The following is a 20879-nucleotide window of genomic DNA, read 5'->3' as shown; positions in this document are numbered from 1 at the left end:
AAAAACCACGCTATGGGTAGAATAGAAGAAACCTGTTTATTTTCAATAAATCACATTCTAATTACAAACTAGCGAGGTAAAGGATATGTCAGAACAAGAAGTGAAAGAATTAGATCTCAATGGCGAAATGCTCGTTCGCCGTGAAAAATTAGCCGCATTACGTGCAAAAGGTAATGCGTTCCCGAATCAATTCCGTCGTGACTCCCTTGCTCAAGATTTACATGATAAGTACGAAGCCGAAGATGGCGAAGTATTAAAAGACAAAGCGATTGAAGTGGCCGTTGCAGGTCGTATTATGACCCGTCGTGCAATGGGTAAAGCCACCTTTATTACCTTGCAAGATATGAGTGGCAAAATCCAATTATATGTTGCTCGTGATAACCTTCCTGATGGTGTTTATGCTGAAGATGTAAGTAACTGGGATTTAGGTGATATCATTGGGGTAAAAGGGACACTTTTCAAAACCAAAACCAATGAATTAACCATCAAAACAACGGAAGTTCAACTTTTAACTAAAGCACTTCGTCCATTACCAAACAAATTCCATGGTTTAACAGACATGGAAGCACGTTATCGTCAACGTTACTTAGATTTAATTTCTAATGAAGAATCTCGTCGTACTTTTGTGATTCGTTCAAAAGTGGTGGCGGGTATTCGTGAATTCTTTATTTCTAAAGGCTTTATGGAAGTTGAAACCCCTATGCTACAAGTGATTCCAGGCGGTGCATCTGCTCGTCCATTTATCACTCACCACAATGCGTTAGATGTAGATATGTATCTTCGTATTGCACCAGAACTTTACTTAAAACGTTTAGTGGTTGGTGGTTTTGAACGTGTATTCGAATTAAACCGTAACTTCCGTAATGAAGGGGTTTCTGTTCGTCACAACCCAGAATTCACCATGCTTGAATACTACCAAGCTTATGCGGATTATCATGATTTAATGGATAACACCGAAGAATTATTACGCAAACTCGCGATTGATATTCTTGGTACAACCATTGTGAAATACGGAGATTTAGAATTTGACTTCGGCAAACCATTTGAGCGTATTACATTACATGATGCAACCATTAAATACGGTGCAGATAAAGGTATCGTAAAAGAAGATCTTTACGACTTCGATCGTGCAAAGGCAACCGCTGAACGCTTAGGTATCGAAGTACAAAAATCTTGGGGTCTAGGCTCTATCGTGAATGCGATCTTTGAAGAAGTGGCTGAACATCACTTAATTCAACCAACCTTCTTAATGGCACATCCAGCTGAGATTTCACCACTTGCACGCCGTAATGATGAAAATCCAGAAGTAACAGACCGTTTTGAATTATTCATCGGTGGACGTGAAATTGGTAACGGCTTCTCAGAATTAAACGATGCCGAAGACCAAAACGAACGTTTTGATGCACAAGTTGCAGCGAAAGAAGCGGGTGATGATGAAGCGATGTTTAAAGATGATGACTTCGTTGTTGCACTTGAACACGGTTTACCACCAACAGCAGGTGAAGGTTTAGGTATCGACCGCTTAGCAATGCTTTACGCTAACGCCCCATCTATCCGAGATGTGATCCTATTCCCTGCAATGCGTCAAAAATAATTAAATTAAAATAACATAAAAGGAAGTCTACGGACTTCCTTTTTTATTCTGTAAAAGTGCGGTTATTTTTAACCGCACTTTTATGAAAAAAGAGATAACCATCTTAACGATTATCTCTTTTACATTCCAATTTGAAATTATTTACCCCAAACTTCTTCCACGATACTACGGATAAATTCTAGTTTCTTCCATTGTTGTTCTTCTGTCAGGATATTACCCTCTTCTGTTGAAGCAAAACCACATTGTGGACTTAAGCAAAGTTGATTGATATCTACATATTGCGCTGCTTCTTTAATACGAGCAATAATTTCATCACGGTTTTCTAACTCGCCAGATTTAGAGGTAATCAATCCTAATACCACTTGTTGATTTTTAATAAAGCGTAAAGGTTTGAAATCACCAGCACGATCACTGTCATACTCCAAGAAGAAACCATCCACATTACAGTGACCAAATAAGGTTTCTGCGATAGGCTCATAACCACCAGCGGAGAACCAAGTTGAACGGAAATTACCACGACAAATATGCATTGTAATCGCTAAATCTGCTGGTTTCGCTGCCACGATTTTGTTTAACATATACACATAATCTTTGGCGATTTGATCTAAATCTAAACCACGCTCAGTATAGGTTTTACGTTTATCTTCCGCACAAAATTCACCCCAGCTTGTATCATCCAACTGTAAGTTACGACAGCCTAATTTATAAAAGATATTCATCGCATCAATATAAGCATCAGCAATATCATCTAATAACAATTGATTGTTATCTTTATAACGTTCAATCGGCTGATAATCTGTGGCACGTACTGTACAAATTAAATGAAGCATAGACGGAGAAGGAATCGTTAATTTGACTTCAGTCTCCCCTGCTATTTTTTGCAATGAGCGGTAATGTTCAACGAAAGGATGGCTATCTGAAAAACCAATTTTATCCACAATTTTTAACGTTTTTGGACGTACATTATCGTGTTTAAATTGCACTGAGAATTTTTCAGCATCCACTTCTTTCACACCATCTAATGCAGCTAAGAAATCTAAATGCCAAAAAGTACGACGAAATTCACCATCGGTCACGGCATGTAATCCGACATTTTTTTGATGCTCTACCAATTTTGCAATTTCTGTATCTTCAACTTGCGTTAAATCAGCACAAGAAATATCACCACAACTACATTGATAACGAGCCTGTTTTAAAGCCTCTGGGCGTAAAAAACTGCCTACAATATCAAAACGATATGGCGCAGAAGTACGAATAGTGGCATTTGGAAAAAGTTTACTCATTTTGCTTTCCTATATTTAATTAATTCTAAGATAGACTGAGTGTAACAAAATTAACGTCCTCATTAAAGATTTAGACGTCTAGATGGATGTGAATTTTATTGTGATTTTATATGAATGGAATTGATATAAAATTTAAAAAGAAAAGTGCGGTTAATATTCCTGATAATTTTGGGTATTCGGATTTTATGGTGGAAAAGGGCTTATAAATCACCCTTCTCCAAATTCTTAATAAGTGTGGAAAAATCGACACCTAAGTTGTCTGTAATGTCGTGATCATTCACTTCATACCAATTGAAAGTATCGTATAACATAGCTTTATTGAAAGCACTTGAATTAAATCGTGGCTTACGCTTTAGAAGGATAAACCTTTCACGCATAAGGGTACGTCTTTCTTTTTGGCTCATATGGGCTTTCAAAGACTTTCTGACGTTATCTAAGGCTTGATTAGCCATTCTAACTACATGAAACTTATCTACGACAACTTTAGCGTGTGGAAGGATAGTGTTCACTGCGTCTTTGTAGGGCTTCCACATATCCATTGTGACGTACTCAATGTAAGTCCTGTCACTGATTTCTGAAAGACGTTGGATGACTGTTTCCTTGTTACGGTTAGGCTTGATGTCATAAATAGTCCTGCGTTCAATATTAGTCAATACAAGCCGAGGTCTACGGATAATATGTATCTCGTCTATCCCAAGCCACTTAGGAGTTTCAAACTGGTATTCACGTTCTTTGAGTGCCACATAGTCCTTAAAAACGTTCCTAATGGTTTTCTCGTCAACACCAACGCTTTCTGCGACTTCTACAAAGGTCTTAGACATGGATTGCTCTTGAATGGACTTTAAAAGCCTTTTGGTCATACTACGCTTTTCATCTACAGATATTAGGCGTTCCCAGAAGGTAGATCCGCATTCACGACACTTGTATCGTCTACGGTTCAATTGTAAGCCCACTCGCTTTAAACGAATGGGCAAATCCATAATTAGTTGATTTCTTGAACTGTGTTTGTACAACTTGTCAAAACCACATTCAGGACAACGTTCAGGTGGTCCGACTGCTTCAACTTTAAACATCATATCGGTTTCATTTTATTGTGGCGGTTCTATTGTTTTAATGTCTGGTAGGGATAATAAGTCTGACATATTATTCATCCTTTATTACTCTGCGGTGTTAAGGTATCAATTATAGATTTGATGTCGAAATCATCAGTGTTAAATTATTTTTGTGACCACAAATGCACTTAGAAAATCCCTTAAAGCATTAGCTGGTTCACTTGAATAGGGAGTTGTAAAAAAGTTCCCTTAGCCTGCACAGCAAGATAATTTCGAAACATCTTTATCAAAAGTTAGGACAGCCAGCTTCAATCCTTCTGCCATTGTTAGATATGGAGCCATCGTTTCTCTCAGATCTCCAACAGTTAAACCGAATTTCACAGCTAATGTTGCTGCATAAATTACGTCTCCTGCGTTTTCTGCCACTACATGCGCCCCTAACACTTTCAATGTTTTCGCGTCTGCCACTAATTTGAAAACACCTGTTGTTTCCCGATTAACGAGCGCTCTTGGAACAGCATCCAACGGCAATACCGATGTTTTCACTTCATATCCTTTTTCTTTTGCCTGTTGCTCCGTTAAACCAACCGTTGCAATCGATGGAGAAGTAAACGTAACGCCTGGAACCACTTCTAAATTGACCTTTTGATTTAGTCCTCCGATTGCATTACGAGCAGCAAGTCCACCTTCATAAGCAGCTACATAAACAAATTGGGGACCGAGAGTGACATCTCCAGCTGAATAAATTCGGGAATTGGTCGTTTTAAGATAATCATCAATGACAATTTCACCACGGGAACCAACTTCAACGCCTGCTGCATGTAAGTTTAATGATTCTGTATTTGGTTTTCTTCCAGTGGCAATTAGCAATTGTTCTGCTTCAATAATTCGCTTTTTACCATTTATCTCAACATGAACTTTTTTAATGTCTCCATCTTGCTCAACTCGTTCATAGGTTGCACCTGTTACTAAATTAATTCCCTGTTCTGTTAAGGCCTTAGTAATGGCTTCTGAAATTTCAGGATCGTATTCTTTTAATAGACGCTCGCTTCTTTGAATCAAAGTGACTTCTGACCCGAGGTTATGAAATAGTTGTCCTAATTCCATGCCGATATATCCTGAACCAATTACGGTAAGACGATTTGGAACCTTCTTTAATTCCAATAAGCTAGTGCTTGTTAAATAATCTACTTCATCTAATCCGGGAATATTAGGTGCAGTTGAAGAAGCACCTGTAGCTATTAAAAATCTTTTGGCTGTGATTTGATTGCCATTTACTTCAACTGTATTTTCATTTACGAATTTTGCTTCACCTTTTATTAATTCAAAACCATAATCATCAATTAAATTCACATATTTTTCATTTCGCATCTCGGTTACTAAATCATTCTTTTGTTTTACTAATGGCGCTAAATCAACATTTGAAGCCGAAGTGTGTAATCCCACAAATGGATTATTTTTTGCTAGATGATTGATTTCCCCTGCTCTTAATAAGGTCTTAGAAGGAACGCATCCGACATTAACGCAAGTTCCACCCACCGTTCCACGCTCAATCATAGCCACTTTTGCGTTCAAAGTAACGGCTTCAATGGCAGATGAAAAGGCAGCTCCACCAGAACCGATGATGATGTAATCATAATCATAGTTACCTTCATCATTTAAACTTACATCTGTCCTTTTTTCCGATTGCACTTGTATTTCTTCTGCTTCGCCCGGGTGATAATTTGCGTCAGCAATCGCCTTTATTGCACTTTCAACCTCAATATCATCGGGCAGTTCAAATACTGCTTCACCACGACGATAACTAGACTCAATATTTTTAGCACCTATCTTTTCAAGTGCTGATTCTACGTGTTTTTCACAACCCGTACAGGTCATTCCTGAAATGTTTACCTTAAATTTATTCATAAAAAAGCTCCTTTCGTTAATTAATCTCTCATGTTAATGTTTCTATTATTGGACACGAATGTAATTGCTTTTCAGCTGGACATCGTTGTTTTAAGTCGTCTAACATAGTTTCAATTCGTTTTAAATCCTCTATTTGTTTTTGCACTTCCTTTTGTTTTTTAGAAACAAATTCGAACATATCTTGACAACGAACTTCATCTTTATCTACAACACCAAGTAATTTATAAATCTCGCTTAAAGAGAAACCAAGTTCCTGTATTCGTTTAATAAACCCAACACGCTTAACGTCATCATATGAATATATCCGATAACCAGCTTCCGTTCGGTGAGGTTCTTGTAATAAATTTTTTCGCTCGTAATATCTGATCGTTTCTTTATTAACTCCACATTTATCTGCAAACTCACTAATGCGATAAATCATCTTATTTCACCCCCTGAATATTATAAACCATGTACTATAGTACACGGTCAAGTAAATTGGACTATTTTATTTTTTTCCCAAAGTATCACTCGTATGTGATTGATACTTTTATATAATACTATTGATTATCCTAACATCCCACCAGAAAATCCGATTTAAACACCAGTTGTTTTTAAACTATTAAGAAAGTAATTCCACTATATATTCCGAAGACCCATAATTTTTAACCACACTTTAATTATTGGGCTATTGTAATGCTTTCAGTGCCTTATGATATTCTTTCGATTGTTCCAATAAAATCTTGGCCGCTTCACGCAATTTGTCCACATCTGATTGGGGTAAATAGAAAGATGTTCCGATATTAAGCACATCATTTTTTAACTGCCCATCAGGCAAATCTTTCAAACTTAAATTCACAAAATAAGCTTTAATTTTTGCACCTTTTTTATGTTTAGTGTAAGCATTCCATTGATCAGCAAATTTTTGTGAATATTTCACGGTAGATTCCGTTGTTTTATCAATCGGTACATTTATCACCGTGTTCACCACTTCTTTGATTCCTGGCACATCAGCAGACTTATCAATATGGCTCGATAGCTCACTTTGCGCATTGACGTTTACCACGACAATATTGCGTAAATTGTAATTTTTCAGCTCTGCATACAATTTTTTGACAGTGAGTAAATTCGACATATCCAACAAGCTTGCCAAGCCCAAATTATCCGTTAAACCACCGTCAACCAAATGTAAATAAGGTTTTTCCTCATTATTTTGATAAGAAGCCGTACGTTTTTTCATGGTTTCAAAATTGTTTAGCCACAAACGATTCCCTACTTTCATCTGTGTCAATAATTCTTTTTTACTCTCGGCTTGGCAAGCACCACCATGATTATTTTGTGTAATGGGTGAAAAAATTAATGGAACAGCACTGGATGCTGCCACAGCTCTTGCAATTTCGACATCATTTAAATCTACACAAAGCCAATCAAAGAAATCTTGAGTGAAAGAGACCTCCTGTCCAGCGACCATGTCGGTGGCATTAATTACAGCAAAAGGTCCTTTACGTTGTTCAAGATCTGCAAATTTTTTTCCACGATATAAAGCAAGATTGAGCTGTTCCTGCAACAAATCGCTACGACCAAACTGTGGAGAAGTAAGCCGAGGCACATTACTCACCGAAAATACTTCATTGATGACTTTTTTCTGGAAATTCTTTTTCAAAAAAGAATTATTAAATTTAGGGATAATGTCCTGTCCTTCTAAAGCAAAATAGGCTGCTAATACTGAGCCGCCAGACACCCCATACACAATATCAATATTTTGCAATAAGGTGCTACCTTTCTCTGTTGGACGCACTGAGACATTTTGGAACTGCTCTAACACGCCATAACCTAAAGATGCCGCGCGAGAACCACCACCTGAAAAAGTCATAATCACCAGATTTTCTTTTTGTAATGCCTGCTGCATCGCATTTTCTAAACGATATCCCTTTTGTGGATCTATTTTCTCAATCGTTTTAGTGGGATGATAAGTAATTGAATTGCACGCAGCAAGCAAAGCAATACTGCAAGCAAGTAAACTTGATTTGAAAGGAAAATGAGTAAATTTCATAACAGTATTCCTTTACTGTGACGTTATTTATCTATTATATCTTTTTTAAAGGATATATACGTTTTGTCAAGGCTTTGTATCAAAAATAAAATGTGACAAAGATCTCATTCTTTACATTTTGATCTCAATCAAAAGTGCTAAATAACATATAATAAAAGGGTCTATTATTTATTTAACAATTATAAAAAAGGAATAAACATGAAAACATTGAGTGAATTTATTGTTGAACGCCAAGCGGAGTACCCAAATGCAAAAGGGGAACTTAGTGGTATTTTGTCTTCTATTCGTTTACTAGCAAAAATCATTCATCGTGATATCAACAAAGCGGGTTTAACCAATATTCTTGGTCAGTCTGGTGTCGAAAACGTGCAAGGTGAAAGCCAAATGAAATTGGATTTATTCGCCCATAACACAATGAGCGCAGCACTCATGTCACGTGAAGAAGTGGCGGGTTTTGCTTCTGAGGAAGAAGAAAGCTTTATCGCTTTTGATACTGAACGCGCTCGTAATGCCAAATATATTATTTTAACCGACCCACTTGATGGCTCATCCAATATTGATGTGAACGTTTCGGTTGGGACAATCTTCTCTATTTACCGTCGTGTATCCCCTATTGGCTCACCTGTTACCTTAGAAGATTTTATGCAACCAGGTAATAAACAAGTCGCGGCGGGTTACATCGTGTATGGTTCTTCTACCATGTTGGTTTATACCACTGGTCACGGTGTGAATGGTTTCACTTATGATCCGTCTATCGGTACATTCTGTCTTTCTCATGAAAATATGCAAATGCCAAAAGAGGGCAAAATTTATTCCATCAATGAAGGACAATATCTCAAATTCCCACAAGGGGTAAAAAAATACATTAAATACTGCCAAGAGGAAGATAAAGCAACTAACCGTCCTTATGCTTCACGCTATATCGGGTCATTAGTGGCTGACTTCCATCGTAACTTATTAAAAGGCGGTATCTATATTTACCCAAGTGCAACTAACTATCCAAATGGTAAACTTCGTTTGCTTTATGAAGGCAATCCGATTGCATTCTTAGCAGAACAAGCGGGGGGTATTGCCTCTGATGGTTACAATCGAATTTTAGATATTCAACCAACAGCGCTTCACCAACGTATACCACTTTTCGTCGGTTCTGCAGAAATGGTGAAAAAAGCAGAAGAAATGATGAGAGAATTTAAAGAAGATTAAATTCCTAAAGTGCGGTCAGTTTTGACCGCACTTTTTTAGCAAACAAAAAGGCGAACCTTGTCAGTTCGCCTTTTTCATTAATGTTTGTCAATTAATCCCGTTTTCTTGCAAGTAGCCACCAAATAATCGCCATAAACAAGAGACTTGGCATCAGTGCTCCTAAAAAAGCTGGCGCATTAAATACCACACTCATTTGTCCAAAAATTTCATTGACGACATAGAATAAGAATCCAAAGCAAATCCCCGTTACAATTCTTGCCCCTGCGGTAACACTACGTAGTGAACCAAAGATAAAGGATAACGCAAGCATCATCATCACACCTACAGAAAGAGGCTGAAAAATCTTACGCCAATAGGTTAATTCAAAACGGCGAGAATCCTGTCCTGTTTGTTTTAAGAAAGCAATATATTCATACAAACCGGAAATAGATAATGAGGTTGGACGTAATGAAACTGCGCCTAATTTATCTGGCGTTAAGCTTGTTGCCCAATCTTCTGTTAAACGGTTTGTTGTGGTAATTTGTTCTTTTGATACCGCTGAATTATTCACTTGACGCAACTGCCATTGATTATTTTCAGCAGAATATTGTGCTTGATTTGCATGCTTCAAATGAGTGAGATTACGCTGTTCATCAAAGGTATAAATATAAATATCTTCTAATTGTGCATCATCTTTAATTCGACGAACATACACGAAATTATTACCGTCTTTTGCCCATACACCATTTTTTACCGAAAGCATTGAACCACCGGAAAGTGCACGAGTACGCATATCACGGGCAAACTGTTCAGTTTGTGGAATCCCCCACTCACCAATAATCATGGTAAAAAGCACCAGTGGAAGTGCCGTTTTCATGACGGCTAATCCAATTTTAAAGCGAGAAAAACCCGCAGATTGCATTACCACTAATTCACTGCGGCTGGCTAAATTACCTAACGCAATTAAGGCTCCTAACAAGGCCGCCATTGGGAAAAAGGTTTCCACATCTTTAGGAATGGTTAATCCTGTATAAGCCACCGCTTGCCAAATATCATAAGAACCTTTCCCTACGCTACGGAATTGCTCTACAAATTTGATAATTGCTGAGAGGCCAACCAACGTAAATAGCGTGGCAAAAATTGCCCCTAAAATGCTTTTACCGATATAACGATCAAGAGTATTCATCAACATTGTTATTACCCTTTTCTGAATACACGACGGAATTTATGCATAGCGGTACTATCCCAACTATTCAGCACAATTCCTAAAATTAAAAAGGCGATATTTACCAATGGCATTAATAAACCTGCATCAAGCTTACCTGCACCACCCGCAGATTTAAATGAGCTTTGTAATAAGAAGTAAATTAAATAAAGCAATAGTGCCGGTAAGATCTTCGCAAAACGGCCTTGGCGAGGATTCACTTTACTCATTGGTACGGCGATAAGCGCCATTAAAGGCACCGCTAAAATTAAGGTTATGCGCCAATGCAACTCTGCTTTTGCTGCTGCACTTTTATCTTTTAATAATTGCTCAAAAGATAATTCAGCTGCTTCATCACTTCCTGTATTTGTCTCTTGATGACCTAAATACGCTTGGTAATCATCAAAATGCGTAATACGGAAATCAGGAAGTACCGATGTACCTTCTACACGCAAAGTATTTTGTAAATTCAGTACTTGGTCGCCATTTGGTAAAGCTTTTAACTCACCTTTTTCAGCGGTAACTACTGATGGTTTCGTTTGACCTTTAGCTTTCATTTGGAAAAGATAGACATCACTGATTTGATTACCGTTAATCTTATCAATGAATAAGACGAAATTATTGTTGCTTGTGGACATGAATTGACCAGAAGTCAATGCGCCCATGGTAGGATTCGCTTTAGCATCTTCAACAATAGCTGCTTGTTTTTGAATGGCCCATGGGGAAAGCCATAAAGCATTGTAAGCAGCCAATCCCGCTGTGAGTAAAGAAAGAATTAACGCCACGCGAACAAGAATACGTTGGCCCACACCACAGGCTCGCATTACCGTAATTTCACTTTCTGCATAGAGACGACCAAAAGTCAGCAAAATGGCAATAAACAAACATAATGGCAACATTAATTGCGCCATTGTCGGCATCCCTAAACCGAGTAAAGAGAACACAAGATCGGCGGGAACCTTACCATTTGCCGCTGAACCAAGTACGCGAACAAGTTGTTGGCTGAAGAAAATTAAAAGCAAAATAAACAAAATCGCAATCTGGCTTTTAAAGACTTCCTTTGTTAAATATCGGGTTAATATCATTCTTTTTTCTAACTAAAAAACACGGGAAACTGGCTAATTTAGATGGCGTATGATACCTTATTTTGTCTGATTTAAATAGCAAATTAGCAACATAAGGAAATAATATGAAATATCAAGCAAACTCAACCGCACTTTCTCAATCAACCGATTGCCTTATTATCGGCATTTATGAGAACAATGAATTGACAAAAAGTTTCAATGAAATCGATCAAATCACACAAGGTTACCTCAGCCAGTTAGCTCAAAGCCAAGATCTTTCAGGCAAAATTGGGCAAGCGACTCTGCTTCATTCGTTACCGAATCTTGCAACTAAACGCGTGTTAGTCGCAGGTTGTGGCAAAAAAGGCGAAACGACTGAACGCCAATTTAAACAAATCATCCAACGAGTTACCCAAACATTAAAAGAATTAAATATTCAACAAGCGGTGAATAATTTAACGGATGTGGAAATTAAAGATCGCGATCTATTTTGGAATGTACGTTTTACTGTTGAAACCATCGAACATAGTCTCTATCAATTCGATGAATTTAAAAGTAAAAAAGCGGATGCTATCTCACTTCAAGAAATCATTTTTAATACCGATGATTCACAAGCTCAGCAAGCCATCGCAGAAGCGCAAGCCATTGCAAATGGTGTAAAAGCTGCGCGTAATATCGCGAATATGCCGCCCAATATTTGTACACCGGCTTATTTAGCTGAACAAGCTAAAAATTTAGCCGAAACATCAACCGCACTTTCCTTAGATGTGATTGATGAAGAAGAAATGACAAAACTCGGCATGAATGCATATTTAGCGGTATCTGGTGGTTCTCAACACCCCGCTTACCTATCTATTTTGCATTTCAACAACGCCCCAGATAAAAATACTAAACCTATCGTATTAGTGGGCAAAGGATTGACCTTTGATGCAGGTGGTATTTCTTTAAAACCAGCCGCAGATATGGATGAAATGAAATACGATATGTGCGGTGCTGCTTCGGTATTCGGCACAATGAAAGCCATTGCTGAATTAAATCTACCATTAAATGTCATTGGGGTATTAGCGGGTTGTGAAAACTTGCCTGATGGCAATGCCTATCGTCCGGGTGATATTCTCACCACAATGAACAGTTTAACCGTAGAAGTGTTAAATACTGATGCTGAAGGACGTTTAGTGCTTTGTGATACATTAACTTATGTAGAGCGTTTTGAACCGCAATATGTGATTGATGTTGCGACCCTGACTGGCGCTTGTGTGGTTGCTTTAGGTCAACATAACAGTGGCTTAGTTTCAACTAACGATGCCTTAGCCGAACAGTTATTACTAGCCGCACAGCAAACTACTGACAAAGCTTGGCGTTTACCATTAAGTGAAGAATATCAAGAGCAATTAAAATCCCCATTTGCTGATTTGGCAAATATTGGCGGTCGTTGGGGCGGTGCAATTACTGCAGGCGCATTCCTCTCCAACTTTACGAAAAAGTACACTTGGGCACATTTAGATATCGCCGGGACAGCTTGGCTTCAAGGTGCAAATAAAGGCGCAACAGGTCGTCCAGTGTCTCTATTAACACAATTTTTAATTAATCAAACCAAGTAATTAACACATAGGGCTAACATAACGTTAGCCCTAAAATTTTCTCAAAATCTGACCGCACTTTATTCCAATTCGAATTCAACCAGTAACGGATTATGATCTGACGAAGTAACCACTTCTGATGTTGCACTCACCACTTTTACGCCTCGCGTAAAAATATAATCAAGTGGATAACCTAAAAATCTAACCCGCTCATCTTGGGAGAGCGTCACTGCATCTAGTCCATATTGTTGCATCAAATTATTAGCTAAATTCAAACGATGCTCATTCCATGCATTAAAATCGCCAGACATAATGATGGGGCCTTGATGATTTTCCACAAAAGAAAAGAGCTGCGCTAACTGAGTTTGATAAGCGGAAATCCCCCATTCAAAATTAATCAAATGCACATTAATAAGTAGCAAGCTATCGCCTTTTTCTAATGGAAAACTCATCACACTTGCCACTTTAGGAATTTGTATTAATGGTTCTGCTACACCACCACCGCAATACCATTCTGGTTGCGTTTTGGTGAATGTTTTTACACCCGATAAGAGATCTTTAAAAGAAAAAGAGGACACAAAAAGTGCGGTCGAAAATGTGTTTAAATTCTGATGCTGCGTTGCCTCTTGCAATAACACAAAATCAGCTTGTTTAGACAATCTCGCTAAATCTTCTTGCCAACCCTTATCTTGCCCTTTATGCACATTCCAATTGACTAAACGAAAATATGAAGACGTTAATTTAGGCATTAAACCATTAACCTTGTCACATTGCATATTTGGCTTGTTTTCAAAAGGAATATAACTCACTTTTTGTGACGTATTTAATTGGATAAATGTACGTTCAAAAATTGTTAAATTCGCAAAAAAATAGCCGCCACCTAAAATCAGCAATAGTAATCCAACAGCTAAAAATCGATAAATTCGTTTCATCTAAATCCCCTTTCAATGCTCGAATAATAACAGCCTATTCAAACAATGCAACTTTCTCTTTTTAAACACATCAACTCCTAACTATAACAAGGTAAATTTGAGCCGTCTCTTTGATTTGAATCATACTTTTCTAAAAAAGGCTTTGCATTTTTTTGCCATTATCATAGTATTTCACTCAACTTTTAACTCTACCTCATCAATAAGGAGATTCATTATGTCTTTTGGAGATAAAAAATTAAGTGAAATCGCTGTCAGCGTACCTGGCTCAACTTCTCTACTTCGTGAATACGATTTGGATTTCTGCTGTGGTGGTTCCGATACACTTGCAAACGCAGCGGCAGAAAAAGGATTAAATTTAGCAGAAATTGAAACACGTTTAACCGAGCTTCAAAATAGCAAAGCAGAAAACCCTGAAGAATATTGGGTTAATGCAACTTATCCTGAAATTATCGATCATATTTTAGTTCGCTACCATCAACGTCACCGTGAACAGCTTCAAGAATTAATCGTCTTAGCGGATCGTGTAGAAAGTGTTCATGGCGATCGTGAAGATTGTCCAATGGGTGTGGCAGCTGAATTACGCAATGTCTATGAAGATTTGAGCAACCATATGATGAAAGAAGAGCACGTGCTTTTCCCAATGATCAAAGCCGGTAATTATATGATGGCGCAAATGCCAATTCGTATGATGGAAATGGAACATGCGGAACACGGCGAACATTTAGATGTATTGAAATCATTAACAAATAATATGACGCCTCCAGCAGATGCTTGCAATACATGGCGCGCTCTTTATAGTGGCATCCAAGAGTTTGCTGATGATTTAATGATGCATATTCACCGTGAAAATAATATTTTATTCCCACGTGTAATTGCTGAAAATCACTAAGCAAAAATCATATAAAGAAAAAGGGCGAAATCATTCGCCCTTTAAAATTAGCCTAAAACTGACCGCTCTTTATTTCTCTTCACTGCCTTTATATAAACGGTTTTTATATAAATAGCTGCCAAGTAAAGCATGTGCCAAAGCTTCTTTTTTCATTTCTTCCGGCACTTCTTTTTCAGTTAATGTGTCTTTTTCCTTATCGTAAACATAGCCTTTTGCTTTACTATTTGGTGTTTGGATAACGACATCATGATTACCTTTCATTAACGCTTGCGTTTGATCGAATTGCATAAAGGCACGATCTGGATTCACATCTTTCGTTAAATCAAAGCCAATCATCGGATAATTACCACTTACACCAGCAATAGAAAGCAAGGTTGTCGGCATATCAATTTGGCTCACTAAACGACTATCTCGGCGTGGATCTACATTATCCCCTAAAATTAACGCTGGAATATGGAAATGCTTAATTGGTACTAAGCTTGCACCCGCTGCACGGGAATCATGGTCTGCAATCACCAAGAACACGGTATCTTTCCAATAATTAGATTGTTTCGCTAATTTGAAAAAATAACCAATGGCATAATCCGCATATTTTGCGCTGTTATTACGGGTTGCTTTCGGTTGTTCGTAAAGCTCAATTTTACCATCCGGAAATTCAAAAGGATCGTGATTGCTTGAACTGAACACTAAGCTAAAGAATGGTTTTCCTTCATTCTGTAATTGGGTAAAGGTTTCGTTCGCTTTATCAAATAAATCCTCATCACTCACGCCCCAAGTCGCAGTAAATTTCGGATTTTGATAATCCTTTTGATCGATAATATTTTGGAAGCCATTGCCATAGAAGAAGCTTGCCATGTTATCAAAGTGTTTTTCACCACCATAAATGAAGGACGTGTTATAACCTTGTTTAGCAAGTAAATCTGCAATGGTAAAGAAACCACTTTGACTATTATTTAATTTCACTACCGCACGTGCTGGAGTAGGTGTAAAACCTGCTGTTGTGGCTTCAATACCACGTACAGAACGTGTACCGGTCGCATAGAGATTTTCAAATAACCAGCCTTCTTTGGCTAATTTATCAAATTCGGGGGAAAGTGGTTTTCCGCCTAATGTACCAACAAATTGCGCACCAAAACTTTCTTCCAAAATAATGACGATATTTTTCGGTTTACCTTGGTAAGTGGCTTGGTTTTTCGTTAAGGTTGGAATCTTCTCTGAAATATAATCACTTTCAGGACGGCCACGGCTTGCTTTGACAATACGCAACATTTCATCGGTATCCATTTTGCCATAGGCTTCAGAAGATGCCCCTTCGTCTTTAAATTGTTGGGCAGCATAAAGAACGGAGTAACCTGAATTCAACACAAGCGAATTCACTAAACCATCAGAGGAAAAAGCCACCATTGCAGGATTCACACCACGGTGCTGAAAACTAGAACGCGCCCCTAAAAAAGCAACTGCAATCACAAGCAATGCGACAATAGGACGTAATTTCCAACTCATTGGGCGTAAATTTTTCACCGCATAACCAGATAGCTTCCAATAACAGAAGAAAGCTGTAACGGTAAAAATAAGGCTAAAAATGACTGCAGTTAAATGGCCTTCCATCAACATTGAAAAGACTTCTTTCGGATAAATTAGATATTCGATAAACAGACGGTTTGGACGGAAATCATAGGTTTCGATAAATGCCGGTGTAGCCAATTCCATAAATAGAATAAACACACTGCCAAGGGTAAGCCAGATACGTAAAATCATTTTCCAAATACGGCTATGATGAAATAACACCGTAAATAATGCTGGCACACCAAATAGATAACACAAAGCTACGATATCCATGCGCAAGCCTTGTAAGAATAATTGCCCCCAGCCCGCTACCGCAGAGACACGGTCTGCCTGCCAAATCGCAAGCCCAAGACGAGACAAGGTGAAAATGATCAGATTAATGATGACGAAGAGAAAAATCGGATATAAAGGAGAACGTGTTTGTTTCATTTTGACACTCATAAGTCCTAAGGGAATCGCTACCCTCTGATTAATTTAAAGCACGTGAATGTGCCATTCCTTCCATAGACAGATAAAAAAACACAAAGTGCGGTTAAAAACATCATCATTTTTGACCGCACTTTGGAAGAGAAAAATTAAGCTGCAACTAATGCTTTTAATTGTTTTTCATAAGCTGCCCAATCTGTAATTGGACGTGTTGCCACACCTGTTTCCATCGCTTTTTTCGCTACCGCAGAAGAGACAGTAAACAATAAGCGTGGATCAAATGGTGTTGGAATCACATAATCAGGTCCAAAAGATAACGCACCATAATTAGCAATAATTTCTAATGGAACCGGTTCTTTCGCAAGACTTGCAATTGCATGAGAAGCCGCCAATTTCATTTCCTCATTAATCGCTGTTGCACCTACATCTAAAGCGCCACGGAATAAGAATGGGAAACAAAGCACATTATTAACTTGGTTTGGAAAGTCTGAACGACCAGTACAAACAATCGCATCCGGACGTACTGCTTTCGCTTCATCTGGGGTAATTTCAGGCACTGGGTTAGCTAATGCAAGAATTAATGGATTTTCTGCCATGGTTTTCACCATTTCAGGTTTTAATGCACCGGCTTTAGAACAGCCTAAGAATACATCCGCACCCTTAACGGCATCGGCTAATGTGCGCCAACCATTATCTTCAATGGCGTAGAATTGTTTGGTTTCATCCATGTTATCGCCACGGCCTTTGAAAATCACACCTTTAGAGTCACACATGGTGATGTTTTCTTTTTTGAAGCCTAATGCACGAAGCAAGTTAGTACAAGCAATAGCAGAAGCACCGGCACCATTTACTACTAAGCGTACATCAGCAATGTTTTTACCAATAATTTCTAAACCGTTTAATGCTGCTGCACCTACGATGATAGCTGTACCGTGTTGGTCATCATGGAATACCGGAATTCCCATACGTTCACGCAACGCTTTTTCAATGTGGAAACATTCCGGTGCTTTGATATCTTCAAGGTTAATGCCACCAAACGTTGGCTCTAGTGAAGCGATGATATCGATTAATTTATCTGGATCATGCTCATTGATTTCAATATCAAATACATTGATGCCGGCAAATTTTTTGAACAATACCCCTTTCCCTTCCATAACAGGTTTTGAGGCGAGTGCACCAATATTTCCTAAACCTAATACGGCAGTACCATTTGAAATCACAGCAACCAAGTTAGCGCGAGCGGTATAACGGCTTGCAGCAGAAGGATCTTTTTCAATTTCTAAGCAAGGCTCTGCAACACCTGGAGAATAAGCAAGGGCTAAATCATGTTGGGTTTCTAGCGATTTGGTTGGGGTAACGGCAATTTTCCCCGGAATTGGGAATTCATGAAAATCTAATGCGGCTTGGCGTAATTGTTCGCTCATATAAAAATACTCCATTTTCACTTAGGCTAAATAAAATTTGCGCCATTATACTCTCTTTTTTAGAGAAATTTGTGATATACCGCAAAAATTTTACAAAATGATCACAAAATATGAGTGAAATCGACCGCGCTTTTTGTCTTTTCTTCACATTTTGAGCCAAAAACGTTACTATGTCGCAAAAAAACATGCAGGATGTAAATAATGAGTTTGTTTTCTAAATTTAGAAGTGCCATCAATAAATTACAACGGAAAGCGATTAACAAAACCTTTCAAAAACGGTTAACCAACCAAGGTATGTCAGTGATTTCTGCAAACTGTGTCGGTGCATTTATTTTGCACGACCTCAATCAGCCTTTTAATTCTCCGTTTGTTAACCTTTATTTAGACCCTAGCGATTTTGTTCGCTATCTACAGAACATCACATTCTATCAAGCACAACCGCTTCAATTTATACAAACAGAAAAACCGTACCCAGTTGGTCTATTAGGTGATCTTAAAGTGCACTTTATGCACTACCACTCCGAACAAGAGGCTCGGGAAAAGTGGGAAGCTCGCTCACAGCGTTTAGATCTCGATAATTTGTTTATTATGATGACAGATAAAGATGGTGGAAAAGGTGCAAAATATGAAGACTTGCAAGCCTTCGATAACTTGCCTTATCCAAACAAAGTCGTCTTTACCCACAAGCCATATCCTGAATTAAAATCCGCTTTCTACATTAAAGGCTTTGAAAACGAAAGCGAAGTGGGCGATTTATTTACTTTTTCCGGTTGGAATGGCGAAAAATATTACGATCAGTTTGATTACGTCAGCTGGTTCAATCAAAAATAAGAGTTTACGATGCGACTAGATAAATTTATTGCTGAGAATACAGGCTTAACCCGTTCACAAGCCACCAAGGCCATTCGCCAAAGTGCGGTCAAAATTAATGGTGAAATTGTGAAAAATGGTGCGATCAAAGTAAGCCTAGAAGATGAAATTTATTTTGAAGATGAATTGTTGCCTTGGATAGAAGAAGGGCAATATTTTATGTTGCATAAGCCACAAGGCTACGTTTGCTCTCACGATGATGGTGACTACCCAACCATTTATCAATTCTTTGAACCGCCTCTTTCTGGCAAGTTACACAGTGCTGGTCGATTAGATGTGGATACCACAGGACTCGTGCTATTAACGGATGACGGTCAATGGTCACATCGTATTACTTCACCCAAACATCAATGCGAAAAAACCTACTTAGTCACTTTAGCCGATCCAGTTGAAAACCATTATGCTTCAGCCTGTGAAGAAGGCATTCTACTACGTGGTGAAAAAGAACCCACTAAGCCGGCGAAATTAGAAGTATTAGATGATTACAACGTTAATTTGACTATCGCTGAAGGGCGCTATCATCAAGTGAAACGAATGTTTGCTGCACTTGGTAATAAAGTCGTTGCGCTACACCGTTGGAGAATAGGTAACGTTGAATTAGATGAAAGCTTAGAAGAAGGCGAATTTCGTCCACTCACTCAGGAAGAAATCGACAATTTAGTGAAATAATATGAGCCAAAATATTAAACCTACTTTTATCTTTATCGCCACGCTCGGCATCCTCTCGATGCTACCGCCTTTGGGCGTGGATATGTATATCCCGTCCTTTTTAAATATTGCTGAAGACTTAAATATCAACTCCGAGCAAGTACAGCATACGCTAACATTCTTCGCTTATGGTATGGCCGCAGGACAATTATTCTGGGGTCCCTTTGGCGATAGTTTTGGTCGTAAACCGATTATTTTATTAGGTGTCATTATTGGTGCTATCACTGCCATTATTTTAACGGGCATTCATTCTATAGGCAGTTTCACTGCACTGCGTTTCATTCAAGGTTTCTTTGGTGCTGCACCTGTTGTACTTTCAGGGGCTTTATTACGAGATTTATTTAGCAAAGATCAACTGTCTCGAATCATGTCCACCATCACGCTTGTCTTTATGATCGCGCCACTTGTTGCGCCCATAATTGGTGGATATATCGTGAAATATTTCCATTGGCACATGATCTTTTATGTGATTGGCGCGATGGGATTTCTTGCCGCATTGCTCGTTTTTTTCGTTATTCCCGAGACCCATAAAAAAGAAAACCGTATTCCACTGCGCCTAAATATCATTGCCCGTAACTTCATGATGCTTTCTAAACAAAAAGAAGTGTTAGGTTATATGGCAGCGGCTTCTTTTGGATTTGGTGGTTTATTTGCTTTTGTAACCGCTGGTTCGATTGTTTATATCGGTATTTATGGCATTCCAGTCGATCAATTCGGCTATTTCTTTATGATCAATATCGCGATTATGACCGCTGCTTCTTATCTAAATGGAAAATTTGTATTGAAGCTAGGTGCTGAAACCATGCTACGAATTGGTATTGCCGTACAATTTATTTCAGGAATCTGGCTATTTTTAACCGCACTTTTTGATTTCGGATTTTGGCCTATGGCTATTGGTGTTGCTTTTTTTGTGGGACAAAATCCACTTATTTCGTCCAATGCTACTGCCTCTATTCTCGAAAAATTCCCTACGATGGCAGGTACCGCCAACTCATTAATGGGGAGTGTTCGTTTTGGTGTCGGTGCTGTGATGGGTTCTCTAGTTGCAAGTTTTAAAATGGAAACCGCTGCACCAATGCTCTATACAATGACAGCTTGCGTGGTCATTTCAGCCCTCTCTTATTACTTCCTGACTTATCGAAATGAACGATAAAGTGCGGTCAAT

Annotated in this window: 16 protein-coding genes and 1 pseudogene; 7 read left to right on the top strand and 10 right to left on the bottom strand. The window is 38.4% G+C overall.

Annotated elements, in window-relative coordinates; all coding sequences use genetic code 11:
- Positions 1 to 85 precede the first annotated feature (85 nt).
- A complete protein-coding gene (gene lysS / locus O3746_RS07515; RefSeq protein ID WP_049384185.1) occupies positions 86 to 1594 on the top strand; it encodes a lysine--tRNA ligase in 1509 nt (502 codons plus the stop codon).
- 137 nt (positions 1595 to 1731) lie between these two features.
- On the opposite strand, the gene O3746_RS07510 is transcribed toward lysS, so the two are convergent.
- The 5 genes and pseudogenes from O3746_RS07510 to O3746_RS07490 form a co-directional block, all read right to left on the bottom strand.
- Entirely contained in the window at positions 1732 to 2877 is a 1146-nt protein-coding gene (locus tag O3746_RS07510) for a 5-methyltetrahydropteroyltriglutamate--homocysteine S-methyltransferase (RefSeq protein ID WP_049384184.1), read from the bottom strand.
- A 200-nt stretch (positions 2878 to 3077) separates the two neighbouring features.
- Positions 3078 to 4019: pseudogene (locus O3746_RS07505) on the bottom strand (ISL3 family transposase).
- Between the two features lie 159 nt (positions 4020 to 4178).
- The gene (merA, locus tag O3746_RS07500; protein WP_049384183.1) at positions 4179 to 5837 is read right to left on the bottom strand and encodes a mercury(II) reductase; all 1659 of its coding nucleotides are present in this window, start codon (positions 5835 to 5837) and stop codon (positions 4179 to 4181) included.
- Between the two features lie 28 nt (positions 5838 to 5865).
- On the bottom strand, positions 5866 to 6258 hold the full coding sequence (merR, locus tag O3746_RS07495; protein ID WP_007526597.1) for an Hg(II)-responsive transcriptional regulator: 393 nt from the start codon (positions 6256 to 6258) through the stop codon (positions 5866 to 5868).
- Positions 6259 to 6504: 246 nt separating this feature from the next.
- A complete protein-coding gene (locus O3746_RS07490; RefSeq protein ID WP_049368856.1) occupies positions 6505 to 7869 on the bottom strand; it encodes a patatin-like phospholipase family protein in 1365 nt (454 codons plus the stop codon).
- Positions 7870 to 8067: 198 nt separating this feature from the next.
- Here O3746_RS07490 and fbp point away from each other — a divergent pair, with 198 nt between their 5' ends.
- Positions 8068 to 9072 carry a class 1 fructose-bisphosphatase gene (fbp, locus tag O3746_RS07485; protein WP_049367726.1) on the top strand — a complete coding sequence of 335 codons (1005 nt, stop codon included), beginning with the start codon at positions 8068 to 8070 and terminating at the stop codon, positions 9070 to 9072.
- 91 nt (positions 9073 to 9163) lie between these two features.
- Here fbp and lptG read toward each other — a convergent pair whose 3' ends face one another.
- Both lptG and lptF read right to left on the bottom strand, forming a co-directional pair.
- On the bottom strand, positions 9164 to 10237 hold the full coding sequence (gene lptG, locus O3746_RS07480; RefSeq protein WP_371448516.1) for an LPS export ABC transporter permease LptG: 1074 nt from the start codon (positions 10235 to 10237) through the stop codon (positions 9164 to 9166).
- 11 nt (positions 10238 to 10248) lie between these two features.
- Positions 10249 to 11340, bottom strand: coding sequence for an LPS export ABC transporter permease LptF (gene lptF, locus O3746_RS07475; RefSeq protein WP_049383993.1), 1092 nt, complete (start codon positions 11338 to 11340; stop codon positions 10249 to 10251).
- A gap of 104 nt (positions 11341 to 11444) precedes the next feature.
- Here lptF and O3746_RS07470 point away from each other — a divergent pair, with 104 nt between their 5' ends.
- On the top strand, positions 11445 to 12920 hold the full coding sequence (locus O3746_RS07470) for a leucyl aminopeptidase (protein ID WP_371448433.1): 1476 nt from the start codon (positions 11445 to 11447) through the stop codon (positions 12918 to 12920).
- Between the two features lie 59 nt (positions 12921 to 12979).
- Here O3746_RS07470 and O3746_RS07465 read toward each other — a convergent pair whose 3' ends face one another.
- Positions 12980 to 13831, bottom strand: coding sequence for an endonuclease/exonuclease/phosphatase family protein (locus tag O3746_RS07465; RefSeq protein WP_371448431.1), 852 nt, complete (start codon positions 13829 to 13831; stop codon positions 12980 to 12982).
- A 214-nt stretch (positions 13832 to 14045) separates the two neighbouring features.
- Between O3746_RS07465 and ytfE the strand changes: the two genes are divergently transcribed.
- On the top strand, positions 14046 to 14720 hold the full coding sequence (gene ytfE / locus O3746_RS07460; RefSeq protein WP_049373358.1) for an iron-sulfur cluster repair protein YtfE: 675 nt from the start codon (positions 14046 to 14048) through the stop codon (positions 14718 to 14720).
- 69 nt (positions 14721 to 14789) lie between these two features.
- Here the strand turns inward: ytfE and O3746_RS07455 are convergent, their stop codons facing one another.
- Both O3746_RS07455 and O3746_RS07450 read right to left on the bottom strand, forming a co-directional pair.
- The gene (locus O3746_RS07455) at positions 14790 to 16715 is read right to left on the bottom strand and encodes an LTA synthase family protein (protein ID WP_049373357.1); all 1926 of its coding nucleotides are present in this window, start codon (positions 16713 to 16715) and stop codon (positions 14790 to 14792) included.
- Positions 16716 to 16861: 146 nt separating this feature from the next.
- Complete coding sequence (locus O3746_RS07450) at positions 16862 to 18136, bottom strand: malic enzyme (RefSeq protein WP_005697259.1); 1275 nt, start codon at positions 18134 to 18136, stop codon at positions 16862 to 16864.
- Between the two features lie 201 nt (positions 18137 to 18337).
- Here O3746_RS07450 and O3746_RS07445 point away from each other — a divergent pair, with 201 nt between their 5' ends.
- From O3746_RS07445 to O3746_RS07435, 3 genes are read left to right on the top strand one after another with little or no spacing between them, the layout of a single operon-like run.
- Entirely contained in the window at positions 18338 to 18967 is a 630-nt protein-coding gene (locus O3746_RS07445) for a DUF1919 domain-containing protein (RefSeq protein WP_049373356.1), read from the top strand.
- A gap of 9 nt (positions 18968 to 18976) precedes the next feature.
- Complete coding sequence (gene rsuA, locus O3746_RS07440; RefSeq protein ID WP_049373355.1) at positions 18977 to 19675, top strand: 16S rRNA pseudouridine(516) synthase RsuA; 699 nt, start codon at positions 18977 to 18979, stop codon at positions 19673 to 19675.
- A 1-nt stretch (position 19676) separates the two neighbouring features.
- Positions 19677 to 20867, top strand: a complete 1191-nt coding sequence (locus tag O3746_RS07435; RefSeq protein WP_371448426.1) for a Bcr/CflA family multidrug efflux MFS transporter — start codon at positions 19677 to 19679, stop codon at positions 20865 to 20867.
- The last annotated feature ends 12 nt before the right edge of the window (positions 20868 to 20879 follow it).

Origin of the sequence: Haemophilus sp. 27098_8_127 (genome assembly GCF_041433495.1) — a bacterium.
Lineage (GTDB): Bacteria > Pseudomonadota > Gammaproteobacteria > Enterobacterales > Pasteurellaceae > Haemophilus_D.
The sequence above is the reverse complement of the archived record's forward strand: the minus strand, read 5'-3'. Positions and strand labels throughout refer to the sequence as shown.